Source organism: Sphingobium herbicidovorans (genome assembly GCF_002080435.1).
In the GTDB taxonomy this organism is placed as follows: Bacteria; Pseudomonadota; Alphaproteobacteria; order Sphingomonadales; family Sphingomonadaceae; genus Sphingobium; species Sphingobium herbicidovorans.
In genome coordinates, this window is the sequence record NZ_CP020538.1 from 2,427,024 (window position 1) to 2,440,668 (window position 13,645).

Here is a 13,645-nt window from a genome sequence, read left to right on the forward strand (position 1 = left end):
GGTTGTCTTGTCAGGCTGCCTCTGCGGTCTCCACCGACGCAGGCAGTCGGATCAGGTAATCAAAGGCCGACAGCGCCGCCGTCGAACCCGCACCCATGGCGATCACGATCTGCTTGTAGGGCACGGTCGTGCAATCGCCAGCGGCGAAGATGCCCGGCTGGCTGGTCTCGCCCCTGGCATCGATCTCGATCTCGCCGCGAGGGGAAAGGGCGACCGCATCCTTCAACCATTCGGTGTTGGGGACGAGGCCGATCTGCACGAAAATCCCTTCCAGTTCGATATCATGGTCTGTGCCGTGATTACGGTCCTTGTAGGAAAGACCCGTCACTCGGGAACCGTCGCCATCGACTTTGGTGGTGAGCGCCGACGTGATGATGCGCACATTGGGCAGGCTCGCCAGCTTCCGCTGCAACACAGCATCAGCGCGCAACTGGCTATCGAACTCGATCAGCGTCACATGCGCCACGATGCCGGCCAGATCGATGGCCGCTTCGACACCGCTATTGCCGCCGCCGATCACCGCCACGCGCTTGCCCTTGAACAGCGGGCCGTCGCAATGCGGGCAATAGGCGACGCCCTTGTTGCGATATTCGTCCTCGCCCGGCACGCCCATCTGCCGCCAGCGCGCGCCGGTGGACAGGATGACGGTGCGGCCTTTCAGCGACGCGCCGTTTTCCAGCACGACCTCATGATAGCCGCCCTCGCTGCTCGCCGGGATCAGCTTCGCGGCCTGCTGCAAGTTCATGATCTCGACGTCATAATCCTTGACGTGCGCCTCCAGCGCTGATGCCAGCTTGGGTCCTTCGGTGCGGGAAACCGAGATGAAATTCTCGATATCCATGGTGTCGAGCACCTGCCCGCCAAAGCGTTCCGCCACGACGCCCGTGCGAATGCCCTTGCGCGCCGCATAGATGGCCGAGGCAGCACCAGCAGGACCGCCGCCGACCACCAGCACCTCAAATGGTTCCTGCTTGCGAATTTTTTCCGCTGCCCGCTCCGCCGCGCCGCTGTCGATCTTCGCGACGATTTGTTCCAGCTCCATCCGGCCACTGGCGAAGGGCTCGCCATTCAGGAAGACGGTCGGCACCGCCATCACCTGCCGTGCATCGACCTCACCCTTGAACAGCGCGCCGTCGATGGCGACATGTTTGATCCGCGGATTAAGGACGCTCATCAGGTTCAGCGCCTGCACGACATCGGGGCAATTCTGGCAGGACAGCGAGAAATAGGTTTCGAACGTGAAGTCGCCGTCCAGATCCTTGATCTGCTCGATGACGTCCTGCGCCGCCTTCGACGGATGACCGCCGACCTGCAGCAGGGCGAGGACGAGCGAGGTGAATTCATGACCCATCGGGATACCGGCGAAGGTGACGCCGATGTCGGTGCCGACGCGGCGGATCATGAAGCTGGGCTTGCGCTTGTCATTGCCCGCCAGCACCACCGAGACCTTGTCGGACAGTTCGGCGATTTCGTTCAGCAGGCTTTCCATTTCGCGCGACTTCGCGCCCTCGTCCAGCGACGCCACCAGCTCGATGGGCTGCGTGATGTTCGCCATGTAGGCCTTCAACTGGCCCTTGAGATTTGCGTCCAACATCTTGTTTGCGCTCCATTGAATTGGCGCACCGATCCGGGGCGCGCGAAGCTGACTGCCGGTGCGGTGCGACCCGAAAGCCCGGCATGAAAGCTGTCATATGGTAGAATGAAACCCCCGCCGGGCCGGGGAGTTGCTCGACCCGGCCCGGCGGAAGGGCAGGGTAGTTTAGATCTTGCCGACGAGGTCGAGCGAGGGAGCCAGGGTTTCTTCACCCTCTTCCCACTTGGCCGGGCATACTTCGCCGGGGTGAGCGGCGACATATTGCGCAGCCTTGACCTTGCGCAGCAGTTCGGTCGCGTTGCGGCCGACGCCTTCCGAAGTGATTTCCATGAACTGGATCACGCCTTCGGGATCGACCAGGAAGGTCGCACGGTCGGCAAGGCCGACGCCCGGACGCATCACATCGAAATTGTTGGTGATCTGACCCGACTGGTCGCCCAGCATATAATAGCTGATCTTGCCGATCGCGGGCGAGGTGTCGTGCCAGGCCTTGTGGCTGAAGTGCGTGTCGGTCGAAACCGAATAGACTTCCACGTTCAGCGACTGCAGCGTCGGATAGATGCCGGCCAGGTCTTCAAGCTCGGTCGGGCAGACGAAGGTGAAGTCGGCGGGGTAGAAGAAGAAGATCGCCCACTTGCCCTTCACATCCTCGTCGGTGACGTCGACGAACTTGCCTTCCTTGAAAGCGGTGGCTTTGAACGGCTTGATAGGGGTGTTGATAAGCGCCATGGGGCTTTCCAGTTCCTTCTGAGGAGTTGCTGTTGCCTGGCCTATGTAGGGATTCGGGCCAGCGGGGGGAAATTGCTTTTCTTCTATCCGGTGATTGAGAAAAGCGATCAATGATCAAGTCATTGATCGACCGGCCCGCCTCTGGGCTTTTGGATGACATAGGTCATCGCTTCCTTCACCATCGCCAGAGCCTCCTCGATGGTGAAGGTCGAAGAATCGAGGCAAAGCTCCAGCCACAGCCCATCGACCATTGCCGTCAGCCCGATTGCGGCGATGCGGGCGTCCGGGCGCGGAATGTGGGGCGCCGCCTCACGCAACAGAACTTCCAGCCGCTCGCGCGATCCCCCATAGGTTTCCGCATGCGTTGCGGCGATCTTCGGGCTGGTCTTCACCAAGCTCCAGAATGAAATCCACGTGGCGAGCAGGTTGGGATCGAGCACCGGCGGCTGGAAATTGGCGTGCAGATAGGCCCATAGCCGGTCCATGGGGTCCGGCCCTGCCTCGACAACGGCCTGCTCCATGGCGGCGGCGACCTTTTCACCTACATCGCGGTAGGTGGCCAGGATCAGCGCATCGACGCCATCGAAATAATGGGTGAGCAAGCCCGCTGACACGCCTGCACGAGCGCATATGGCCCGCACGGATGTTGCGGCGACGCCTTTTTCGGCAAGGCATCGCGCGGTCGCTTCGATCAGCGCCTGGCGACGGACATCGGGTGATTCTCTGACAAAGCGGGCTCGGCCCTGTATCCTGCCCGGACGGCTTGTAATCTTGCGCTCCACGTTTTTTTCCCGTCACCGTGTCGCGCCCCCTCAAGGCAGCCCTTACTGCCCCCTTCTCGCAACAGGGTTATGAATTGCGATCACCTGTTTTCAGGCTGCAATGCAAGAGGAAAGATAGGCGATACGGATTGGTCAAGCGGGTTCGCCCAATTCTTCCAGCGCAGTAAATCGCTGCGACCAGAGCGCGCCATAGATAGCCATCCACTGAACCACGGGCGCCAGCCCTTTGACGCGCGCGGCATAGAAGGTTTCGCGCCCGGCGCGGCGCGATGTGACGAGCCGGGCTTGCTTGAGCTTGGCGAGATGGCGCGACACCATGGGCTGGGACACGTCGGATCGCGCGGTGAGGGCGTGGACGCTCTGTTCTCCTTCTCGAACAAGATACTCAAGCAAGGCACGGCGCGTACCGTCCGACAGAGCTTTGAAAAGTTCATCACAGGCGACAGAGCGATCGCCACCGGACAGGGTATCATTCATGGCGAAACAATAACCATATGGTTATCAAAAGATCAAGCGCTGGACGATTTTGAAGGGCGTGAGCCGCGTTAACCAAAAAAAGTTGGCGTGATCCAGGGGCTGAGTCTTTTGAGTCACACCACCTCATATTGAGTCTATAATGGTAAACAGGACTCAATATGTCGTGGCTACCCCTTTCGTTCTCGGATGGTTAACCTTTTTATCAGGCTCGACGTCTAAGCTGTTGATCTTGACGAGGGACTCCCAAGGACTCAACGCTTGGCCTCGAAACGAATGGGGGTCACGTAATGGGTGTCATGGAACGCGTCGCGCCGCGGCGTAAAAAGGCGATTGCGCCGGTCGAAATCGAGGCCGATCGCCTGCTGCGCGGCGACTGCATCGCGGAAATGGCAAAGCTGCCCGACGCCTGCATCGACATGATCTTTGCCGACCCGCCCTATAACCTGCAACTGGGCGGCGACCTGTTCCGGCCAGAAGGCGGTCGCGTCGACGCCGTTGATAATGACTGGGACAAGTTCGACACGCTGGGCAGCTACGACCGCTTCACCAAGACATGGCTGGCGCAAGCGCGCCGTATCCTCAAGCCCAATGGCAGCATCTGGGTGATCGGCAGTTATCACAACATCTTCCGCGTCGGCACCGCGTTGCAGGACGAAGGCTTCTGGATCCTCAACGACATCATCTGGCGCAAGTCGAACCCCATGCCCAATTTCAAGGGCACGCGCTTCACCAACGCGCATGAAACGCTGATCTGGGCGAGCCAGGGCGAGGACGCCAAATATACCTTCAATTACAAGGCGATGAAAACGCTGAACGACGAGTTGCAGATGCGCTCGGACTGGGTGCTGCCGATCTGCGGCGGGCAGGAGCGGCTGAAGCGCAATGGGACGAAGGCGCATCCGACGCAGAAGCCCGAGGCATTGCTCTACCGCGTGCTGCTGGCCTGCACAAAGCCTGGCGACGTGGTGCTCGATCCTTTCTTTGGCACGGGCACCACCGGGGCCGTAGCCAAGCGTCTTGGCCGCCGGTGGATCGGCATCGAACGCGAGGACAGCTATATCGAGGTCGCGATGGAGCGGATCGAGGCGGCGTTGCCGCTCGACGAATCGGCGCTGACCATCATGCAGAGCGCCAAGGGCCAGCCAAAGGTCGCTTTCGGGACGCTGGTGGAGACCGGCTACCTGCAACCCGGCACGGAATTGATGGATACGCGGCGGCGGTGGCGCGCGGTCGTTCGTGCCGACGGTTCGCTCAGCGTTGGCAACGACAGCGGGTCGATCCACAAGATGGGCGCGACGTTACAGGGCGCGCCAAGCTGCAACGGCTGGACCTTCTGGCATTATGAGGCGGAAGGCGGGCTGAAGCCGATCGATGCGCTGCGGCAGACCTATTTGCTGGCCAACGAGCCTTAAGGGCCGCAGGCTATTCGTCGATGGCGAACCTTCCCCCATTCCCGCCGATGCCCGGCTGTATCTGAAGCCCACATGGTTCGTGCCTTCCCCCATCGGCGTGCCCGAAGGATCGGCGGCGCGGATGGGAAATGGGCTGATCTGGTTCCAAGCCTATGAATTGAGCGCGTTCGACGGCGCTCGCCGGATGTTGAGGGAAACGGTGCCGGTCGCCGGCTTTGCAGAGGCTATCGCCGGCCTGCCTGATCCTTTGGCGGAGCGGGCACAGCGGCTTGCCGCCAACACCTCCGCGACACGTCCACCGCTGACGCTTGGCGACCGCACCATTCGCTTTGACGCGCCGCAGGTGATGGCGATCCTCAACGTCACGCCCGACAGTTTTTCCGATGGCGGCAAGCATATGGATGACCCGCAGGCCGCCGCAGAAGCGGGCTTCGCCATGGCGGCGGCAGGTGCGGCGCTGATCGACGTCGGCGGCGAATCGACCCGGCCCAAGGCGCCCAAGGTCTGGGAAGGCGATGAGATCGCCCGCGTCGTGCCAGTGATTGAGCGGCTGGCGGCGGCGGGGGTGTCCGTGTCGATCGACACGCGCAAGGCCGCCGTGATGGAGGCTGCGCTCGCCGCCGGGGCGAAGGTCATCAACGACGTGAGCGCGCTGGCCCATGACCCCCGCGCGATGGAAGTGGCCGCTATGGCGAGCTGCCCCGTCATCCTGATGCACGCGCCCTCCGCTGGCGATGATCCGCACGACAATCCCAGTGGCTATGGCGATGTCGTCGCCGATATATTCGATATGCTGGAAGCGCGCATTGATGCCTGTGTCGCTGCCGGCATTGCGCGGGAAAGGATCATGGTCGATCCGGGCCTTGGCTTCGGCAAGTCGCTGGCTGACAATCTGGCGCTGGTAAATGGTCTGGCGACATTTCAGGGGCTGGGCGTGCCACTGCTCTTTGCCGGAAGCCGCAAGCGGCTGATTGGAGCGCTGTCCAACGAGGCTCCCGCGGCTGATCGGCTGGGCGGCTCCATCGCACTTGCCTTCCGCGCCGCGCAACTGGGCGCACAGATGGTGCGGGTGCATGATGTGAAGGAGAGCGTACAGGCCCTGCACCTGTGGCGCGGCCTAGCCGATGCAGGATTAAGCGCGTTTTAGCGTGAGCGGAGGTCCGTCCTCCGCTTCTTCCAACGACCCTATTGAGCCGTGCCCGCCGCATTTGCCGCAGCGCCCTGCGCAGTTCCACCCTCTGCCGTTTCCGCCCTGGGCGCGAAAATGCTCAGGCTGTCCAGTACCTTCTCGGCTATTGCCTGATATTGTTCGCTCAGCATCTCGGGATAGCCGAACGTCGCCGTTACGATCGCGCCGCTGGGCTGGCGCAGCAGGCGCACGGCGACATTATTACCTTCGCCGTCATTCGCGGTGCCGCGATATTCATTGTCGCCGATATAGTCGCCATCGACGCCTTCTGAACTCCTGCTCAGGGCCGAAACCGCCTGTTGGAGCGTCTGCCCATCTTCGTCGGGTTTCCAGAATATGCGGACGTCAGCGCCAGCGCCGGGGTCCCGATATACCACGCCATCCGCATCGCTGGCGGACGCGTCTCGTTCCCAGCCTTCCGGGAAGGTGATTGAAAAGCCGCGATCGACATTCACATAGTTGCGGCTCTCTTCGCTCTCGGCCCTGTCCGCGGCGACCGCCTTGGCAGCGGCGGCGTTGGCGGCAGCAGCCAGTTCCTCTTGGCTGGGCATATCCTCGACCGGTTCGGCGCGCCCGCAGGCGACCAGTAGCAGGATGGGAAGGCAGGCGACGAGGCTGGAGCTTTTCATGCCCGATCCAAAGCATAGCCAGCGCGACATTTCAACGCTGCAACGGTGCGGCGCGCAAAGGATAAGGCTTTTGGCGTGAAAACCCGGATCAGGCGGCGCTGTCGATGCCCAGTTCGGCAAGCTTGCGGTACAGCGTTGAACGCCCGATGCCCAGGCGCCGGGCGACCTCCGTCATGCGGCCGCGATAGTGGCCGATCGCCAGGCGGATGACGTCCGCTTCAATCTCGGCCAACTGCCGCACATGGCCATCGCCCTCGAACAGGGTGATGCCTGCAGCTTCCCGATGCGTTTGCGGCACGGCGCGCAGGCGGGGATGAAGCGGTTCGCCCTCGGCCCGCAGACGGATATGCGAGGCGATTTGCGGGAAATCCTGGGGGGTCAGCGCATCGCCCTCGCACAACACAGCCGCGCGGAAGAGGGCGTTCTGAAGCTGGCGTACATTGCCCGGCCAGTCATGCTGCATCAGCAGCGCCAGGGCGTCGTCCGTCAGGCCCAGGCTGCGCAGCCCCGGCTGGGTTGCGATCCGCGCGAGCAGATGGCGGCACAGCGCGGGCACATCGCCGATCCGGTCCCGCAACGGCGGCACGGTCAACTGGACGACGTTCAGGCGATAATAAAGATCTTCGCGGAAACGTCCGGCTTCGATCTCATCGACCAGCCGCTTGTTCGTGGCGGCGATGACGCGCACATCGACATGGATCGGCCGCCGCGCGCCGATCGGTTGTACCTCTCCATCCTGAAGCACGCGCAGCAGCTTGACCTGGGCGTCGAGCGGCATTTCGCTGATTTCGTCCAGGAAGATGGTTCCCATGTCGGCGGATGCGAATTTGCCGACCTGCCGCTCGAACGCGCCGGTGAAAGCGCCACGCTCATGGCCAAAGAGGTCCGATTCGACCAGATTGGCGGGAATCGCGCCGCAATTCACTGTCACCATGTCCTGTTTATGGCGCGGGGAGGCAGCATGGATGGCGCGGGCGATGACGTCCTTGCCCACGCCGCTCTCGCCTTCGATCAGGACCGGCACGCGTGCGCGCGCAGCTTTTGCCGCGATGGCGAGCGCCGCGCGGAACTGCGGCGCTGCGCCGACAACATCTTCAAAGGAAAGGGCGGCGGAAATCTTTTCGGTGAGCGGTCGCAGTTCCCCCTTGCCATGTTCGTTCGACAAGGTGGCGTTGAGCGCGGCAAGCAGTCTTTCGGGTGCTACCGGCTTTGCGAGATAGTCGGTGGCGCCTGCCCGCATCGCTTCAACGGCGACCGCCACGCTGTTATGCGCAGTCAGGATCAGGATGGGCAAGGCAGGCCTGCGGGCGCGCAATTCGCGCACCAGGCCAGCCGCGTCGTAGCCGGGACTCCATTGATCGAGCAGCACCGCGTCCAGACGCATGCCGTCCTGCGTGCCGAGCATCGCAATGGCCATGTCGCCGTCATTGGCGAAGATCGTGCGCCATCCGGCGCGGGCTGCAAGCGCGGACACGAGCCTGCGCTGGGCAGGCTCCTCATCGATCAGCATCAGCATGGGAACGCCGTCGCGCGCCATCTTATCCCTCTTCATGAACTATGGCCGCAGCCTAGTGGAAGCGGGTAAAGGCGGCCTTAACCGGAAAGTTTTTCTTCCTCGGTTTCGAGGTTGAGGGGGGAGGGGCTTGTCGATAAGAGGGGCCCGCTCAAACACAGGCTGTCAAGGGAACGGACATGGCGTCAGAAGGAAATATGGAGAGCGCGAACCAGACCTATGCAGGGTTCGTGTCCCTCGTGAAGTGGGGCACCATCGCCAGCGTGATTCTGGCTGCAATCGTCGTCCTGCTGATCTCCAGCTAAGATCAGCGCCGCCAGGGGGATGTCGATGAAAATTGCAATTATCAAGGAACTCGCCGAGGGCGAGCGCCGGGTTGCCGGTACGCCGGAAACCGTCAAGAAATTCGTGGGTCTGGGCGCAGATGTCGCGGTGGAATCAGGCGCGGGCCTGTCCGCCTCCATCGCCGATGCCGACTATGCAGCTATGGGCGCCACTTTGGGCGACCGCGCGGCGACTGTCGCGGGCGCGGACATCATATTGGGTGTCCAGGGGCCGGACGTGGCCAGCATCACCGGCGCCAAGCCCGGCGCATGGGTGGTCGCGGGTCTTAATCCCTTCGTGGAGCGCGCGCGCGTCGATGCCTATGCGGCGGCGGGCTATGAAGCGTTGGCCATGGAGTTCATGCCGCGCATCACCCGCGCCCAGTCGATGGACATTCTTTCGTCGCAGTCGAACCTCGCCGGTTACAAGGCGGTGCTGGACGCGGCCTATGAATATGGCCGCGCTTTCCCAATGATGATGACCGCGGCGGGCACGATTTCCCCGGCCAAGGCGTTCATCATGGGCGTCGGCGTCGCCGGGCTTCAGGCTATCGCGACCGCCAAGCGTCTCGGCGCGCAGGTCTCGGCGACGGACGTTCGCTCCGCCACCAAGGAGCAGATCGAGAGCCTCGGCGCGAAGGCCGTGTTCGTCGAAAGCGTTGCCGGCATCGAGGGCGAAGGCACAGGCGGCTACGCCACCGAGATGTCGGAAGATTATCAAAAGGCGCAGGCCGAACTGGTATCCAGCCACATCGCCAAGCAGGATATCGTCATCACCACGGCGCTTATCCCCGGCAAACCTGCGCCGCGCCTTATCACCGACGCGCAGATCGCGACGATGAAGCCGGGCAGCGTGATCGTCGATCTCGCCGTCGAGCAGGGCGGCAATGTCGAGGGCGCGGTGCTGGGCCAGGTGGTCGAGCGCCATGGCGTGAAGATCGTGGGTCACAAGAATGTGCCTTCGCGTCTCGCGACTGACGCGTCCGCCCTGTTCGCGCGCAACCTCTATAATTTCCTCTCGGCCTTCTGGAACAAGGAACAGAACGCGCCGGTGCTGGATGAGGAAATCGGTAACGCGATCCGCGTGACGCAAGGCGGCAAGGTCGTCAGCGAACGCCTGCTGTAATGGCCGGAAGCCCTCCCTGTCCCGGTGGCGGGGAGGGCAGGCCGTCGGGGGAATGTCCGCTCCTCCTGTTCACCTCCTGAAAGTGGGATCGAGAAAGGAATGAGCATGCTTTTCCTCTTCTCCTTTCTTCTGGCCTGCGCGGTCGGCGCATTCGCGGTCTGGCGCCTGCCGTTTGAGCGCCTTGCGGGGCTGCTCACCCCCCTTCTTCTACTCTCCTCGTCGGGCATCGCGGGCGCGCTCGTTGTGGCGGCCGAGGCGGGCAGCGCTGCCGCGCGCTATCTTGGCCTGATTGCAATCCTCCTGGCGTGCGCTTCCTTCTGCGGCGCGTTCATTGCCACGCGACGCCTGGAAAAGACCGGGCAGATCACTTCCCGTTTGTGAGCGTAGCGCCTTGATCGATGCCGTCACGCTTGCCTGGGCCGTCGCGGCCCTGCTCTTTTTCCTGTCGCTATGGCCGTCGGACGGGACGCCTGCGCGGAGGCAGCGCAACACGGCCGCGGCGGGGATCGCCCTGTTGTCCGCCGCTGCGGTGTACGGCATGGATTTTATCAACATGCCCGAGATTGTCGGCGCGCTGGTCATCGGTGCAGCGCTGGGACTGTTGATGGCGCGCGAATGGCCATATCATAGGCTGTTCGTTCTGATGACCGGGTTTGCTGGCCTTGCCGGGAGCGCCGCCATATGCGCGGCAGCGGCCGTCTGGCTCAATCCCTATGCGTTCGGCCTGATCGACCAGGGAAGCGACGGCATCGCCACGCGGCACATGGTCATGCTCGTCATGACCATGTCGACAGGTGCAGTCGCATGCGGCGCTGCATTCGTTGCGCTGATCGGACGCGGGGTGAGCAGCGCCGCCCTGCTTGCGCTGGCGATTGGCATGGCGGGCTGGTCAGCCGCGGCCCTGGCGTTTCTGTTGCAAAATATCGGCATGGTGGCGGCGGGTGGCCTTGCCGGGGCGGGCGGCGCCGTCCTTGCTCTGCGCCTATGGGGCAGAGCGCGGGGGCGGGGGATTGCCGATACAGGGCGCGGCCCGTAACGCTTGGATGGCAAGATGCAGGAGCCTCCTGCCGGTGCAATTGGGGTAAGACATTAGATGCAGAAGCTCGGTTTGATCGGCGGTCTCAGCTGGACGTCCACGGGACGCTATTACCAGATCATCAACCAGGCGGTTCACCGCGCGAAGGGCGGCCAGCACAGCGCCCCGCTGTTGATCGAGAGCCTGGACTTTGCGGACATTGGCCGCTCAACCACCGAAGAGGAATGGGTTCATGCCGCGCGGGTGCTGACCGCGTCGGCCCGCCGGCTGGAGCAGGCAGGGGCGAGGGCGCTGCTGATCTGCGCCAACAGCATGCACCGCGTCTATGACGAAGTGCAGGCGGGCGTGGATGTGCCCATCGTCCACATCGCCGATGCGGTTGGCCGCAAGATGAAGGCGGACGGCGTGGAAAAGGCAGCGCTTCTCGGCACCCGCAATGTCATGACCGAAAAATTCTACCGCCAGCGGCTGGTGGGGCATGGGATATCCCTGCTGCCGCCGGACCTCGAACTGGCCGAACGGATTGACCGCATCGTTTATGAGGAACTGACCATCGGCAAGGTCAGCCGGGAATCCGAACGCTATATGCGTTCCGAACTGACCGACATCGCCAAGGAAAATGTGCAGGCGGCGATCCTGGCCTGTACGGAGCTGGAGATGATCGTCGATGTAAAGGCGAATGTCTTGCCGATCTACGATGGCACCGCCATCCATGCGCGGGCCGGGGTGGATGTGATCCTCGGCGACTGAACCGACAAAAAAAAGGGGACGCCTTTCAGCGCCCCCTTCTTCTCTCCTGTTATATCGTCAGAATGCCGTGCTGATCGAGCAGGCCGCAGGGCCAAGGATCACGACGAACAGCGTCGGCAGGATGAAGAGGATGAGCGGCACCGTCATGATCGCGGGCAGGCGCGCGGCCTTTTCCTCGGCGCGCATCATGCGTTCATGGCGGAATTCGGCGGACAGCACGCGCAGGGCCGAGGCGAGCGGCGTGCCATATTTTTCCGTTTGGATCATGGTCGTGACCACGCCCTTGATCGCGTCCAGCTTCACGCGGTTGGCCAGATTTTCAAAGGCCATGCGCCGTTCGGTCAGGAAACTGAGTTCGATCGCCGTCAGCTGAAATTCATCGCCCAGTTCCGGATAGGCCTTGCCCAATTCCTTCGACACGCGGGCGAAGGCGGCATCGACCGTCAAGCCCGCCTCGGCGCAGATGACGAGCAGGTCGAGCGCATCGGGCAAGCCCTTGCGAATCGCGGCGGAACGCTTCTGCACCTGATTGTCGATGAAGATGTCGGGCGCCTTGTAGGACAGCAGCAACGCACCGGCGAACGCCATGAAACGCTTGGCCCCGCCCCATTCGGGGAACATCCCTACGCCATAAAGCAGCAGGGCCGCCGTGCCCCCGACCAGAATCGGCAGCACCAGGCGACCGAAGATGACCGCGACCGCCCAGTCCTTCGACCGGATGCCCGCCTGCGCCAGCTTGATCTGTGCATCTTTAAGCTGATCGTCCTGCAGCACCTTGAGGCCCGACAGGAACGACCGCATCTGGTCGGTCGCCTGGTTCTTCTTGACCAGCTTCGCGCGGCGGCGCGCGGTGGAGGCGGTGATGCCCGCCTTCAACTGTTCGCGGCGTTCGTTCAGCGCCTTGACCCGCTTGGCCATGGGATCGCGCACGGTCATGACCGAATAGAGGACGAACATCATCGCCAGCGTCGCAACCGCGGCAAGCAGCGTGCCGAAATCGGTGGCGGACAGGCCAAAGAGCGTGCCGGCGGGGAGGGGAGCGGTTTCCATGACTGTCTTTCCCCGTCAGATCTCGAAGTTGATCATCTGCGCCATGATGAAGACGCCGATCCCCATCCAGCACATGCCGCCCAGACCGATGACCTGCATCGTCGACATCCCGAACAGGCCCGCCGGATCGGACGTGAAGAATGGGGCCATATACTGGAAGTTGATGTAGCAGATCATGCCGAACACCAGGAACGGCAGCGCGCCGATGATGTAGGCCGACGCCTTGGATTCGGACGACATCGCGCGGATTTTCAGTTTCATCTGCGCGCGCTGGCGCAGCACCGTGGCCAGGTTCGACAGGGTTTCGGCCAGGTTGCCGCCCGTTTCGCGCTGGATCGCCAGGCTGATGACGAAAAACTGGAACTCAGGCGTGCCCAGCCGGTCGGCCGTTTCCTGCAGCGCCTGGTCCATGGTCTTGCCGATCTTGATCCGTTCGGTGATCAGCTTGAACTCTTCGCCAACAGGGCCCGGCACTTCGCTCGCCACGACGCCCAGCGTTTCGGTGATGGGCAGGCCAGAGCGCAGGCCACGCGTCAGCAGTTCCAGCGCGTCCGGGAATTTGGCGGTGAATTGAAATACGCGCTTCTTGATCAGGCGTCCCACCCACATATGGGGCAGGGCCAGCCCCGCGGCCAGGCTGACCATGATCGCCAGCAGCGGCGGGAAGCCGCGCACGAACATCACCGCGCACAGCGTCAGGGCGACGATGGAGCACGCGGTCATATACTGGCTGACCGTCCATTTTTTGCCGGTCATCCTGATGCGCTTGGCGAGATTTTCGGGGTTGGGCACCAGCGACACGAGCATCTTCATTTCGCTGCCGGGCTGCCGGTTCGAAATGACCTTGCGCATCCGCGCTTCCATCAGTGCATCGGTCGAACCGCTATGACGTTCGCGGATCAGGGCGACGCGCCGCTTGCTCGCCTTGTCGGCTGAAGGCCCGGCAAAGGCCATCGCGACCAAGCCTGTGAAGGTCGTCAGCAGCACCAGCAGCAGGATGAAATTGCCGTCCATCTGTTCGCCCATTCCCGTAAA

General features: G+C 62.8%; 15 protein-coding genes. 7 read left to right on the top strand and 8 right to left on the bottom strand.

All coding sequences use genetic code 11. The features are described from left to right. Window positions 1-10: 10 nt before the first annotated feature. From ahpF to B6S01_RS11995, 4 genes are all read right to left on the bottom strand, one after another. On the bottom strand, window positions 11-1,594 hold the full coding sequence (gene ahpF / locus B6S01_RS11980) for an alkyl hydroperoxide reductase subunit F (protein WP_037462526.1): 1,584 nt from the start codon (window positions 1,592-1,594) through the stop codon (window positions 11-13). A gap of 165 nt (window positions 1,595-1,759) precedes the next feature. Further along, complete coding sequence (ahpC, locus tag B6S01_RS11985; protein ID WP_037462692.1) at window positions 1,760-2,323, bottom strand: alkyl hydroperoxide reductase subunit C; 564 nt, start codon at window positions 2,321-2,323, stop codon at window positions 1,760-1,762. Window positions 2,324-2,442: 119 nt separating this feature from the next. Further along, complete coding sequence (gene betI, locus B6S01_RS11990; RefSeq protein ID WP_037462525.1) at window positions 2,443-3,105, bottom strand: transcriptional regulator BetI; 663 nt, start codon at window positions 3,103-3,105, stop codon at window positions 2,443-2,445. 132 nt (window positions 3,106-3,237) lie between these two features. After that, window positions 3,238-3,582: an ArsR/SmtB family transcription factor gene (locus B6S01_RS11995; protein ID WP_037462524.1), complete on the bottom strand. Its 345-nt coding sequence runs from the start codon at window positions 3,580-3,582 to the stop codon at window positions 3,238-3,240. A gap of 287 nt (window positions 3,583-3,869) precedes the next feature. Between B6S01_RS11995 and B6S01_RS12000 the strand changes: the two genes are divergently transcribed. Both B6S01_RS12000 and folP read left to right on the top strand, forming a co-directional pair. Beyond that, the gene (locus B6S01_RS12000) at window positions 3,870-4,994 is read left to right on the top strand and encodes a site-specific DNA-methyltransferase (RefSeq protein WP_037462522.1); all 1,125 of its coding nucleotides are present in this window, start codon (window positions 3,870-3,872) and stop codon (window positions 4,992-4,994) included. Between the two features lie 79 nt (window positions 4,995-5,073). Then, window positions 5,074-6,141 carry a dihydropteroate synthase gene (folP, locus tag B6S01_RS12005; RefSeq protein ID WP_234810764.1) on the top strand — a complete coding sequence of 356 codons (1,068 nt, stop codon included), beginning with the start codon at window positions 5,074-5,076 and terminating at the stop codon, window positions 6,139-6,141. Between the two features lie 38 nt (window positions 6,142-6,179). Here folP and B6S01_RS12010 read toward each other — a convergent pair whose 3' ends face one another. Then, a complete protein-coding gene (locus B6S01_RS12010) occupies window positions 6,180-6,812 on the bottom strand; it encodes a hypothetical protein (protein ID WP_037462690.1) in 633 nt (210 codons plus the stop codon). An 88-nt stretch (window positions 6,813-6,900) separates the two neighbouring features. Beyond that, complete coding sequence (locus tag B6S01_RS12015; RefSeq protein WP_037462687.1) at window positions 6,901-8,349, bottom strand: sigma-54-dependent transcriptional regulator; 1,449 nt, start codon at window positions 8,347-8,349, stop codon at window positions 6,901-6,903. Window positions 8,350-8,504: 155 nt separating this feature from the next. Here B6S01_RS12015 and B6S01_RS12020 point away from each other — a divergent pair, with 155 nt between their 5' ends. The 5 genes from B6S01_RS12020 (at window position 8,505) to B6S01_RS12040 (ending at window position 11,560) form a co-directional block, all read left to right on the top strand. Beyond that, window positions 8,505-8,630, top strand: coding sequence for an aa3-type cytochrome c oxidase subunit IV (locus tag B6S01_RS12020; protein WP_037462520.1), 126 nt, complete (start codon window positions 8,505-8,507; stop codon window positions 8,628-8,630). A gap of 25 nt (window positions 8,631-8,655) precedes the next feature. Beyond that, window positions 8,656-9,774 carry an NAD(P) transhydrogenase subunit alpha gene (locus B6S01_RS12025; protein WP_037462686.1) on the top strand — a complete coding sequence of 373 codons (1,119 nt, stop codon included), beginning with the start codon at window positions 8,656-8,658 and terminating at the stop codon, window positions 9,772-9,774. Between the two features lie 105 nt (window positions 9,775-9,879). Continuing rightward, window positions 9,880-10,155: a proton-translocating transhydrogenase family protein gene (locus B6S01_RS12030; RefSeq protein WP_157704818.1), complete on the top strand. Its 276-nt coding sequence runs from the start codon at window positions 9,880-9,882 to the stop codon at window positions 10,153-10,155. A 10-nt stretch (window positions 10,156-10,165) separates the two neighbouring features. Further along, window positions 10,166-10,810, top strand: a complete 645-nt coding sequence (locus tag B6S01_RS12035; protein WP_037462517.1) for a hypothetical protein — start codon at window positions 10,166-10,168, stop codon at window positions 10,808-10,810. Between the two features lie 57 nt (window positions 10,811-10,867). Beyond that, entirely contained in the window at window positions 10,868-11,560 is a 693-nt protein-coding gene (locus B6S01_RS12040) for an aspartate/glutamate racemase family protein (protein ID WP_037462514.1), read from the top strand. A gap of 57 nt (window positions 11,561-11,617) precedes the next feature. Here the strand turns inward: B6S01_RS12040 and B6S01_RS12045 are convergent, their stop codons facing one another. Next, window positions 11,618-12,610: a type II secretion system F family protein gene (locus B6S01_RS12045; protein WP_037462513.1), complete on the bottom strand. Its 993-nt coding sequence runs from the start codon at window positions 12,608-12,610 to the stop codon at window positions 11,618-11,620. 15 nt (window positions 12,611-12,625) lie between these two features. Next, window positions 12,626-13,624: a type II secretion system F family protein gene (locus B6S01_RS12050; RefSeq protein WP_037462685.1), complete on the bottom strand. Its 999-nt coding sequence runs from the start codon at window positions 13,622-13,624 to the stop codon at window positions 12,626-12,628. Window positions 13,625-13,645 lie beyond the last annotated feature (21 nt).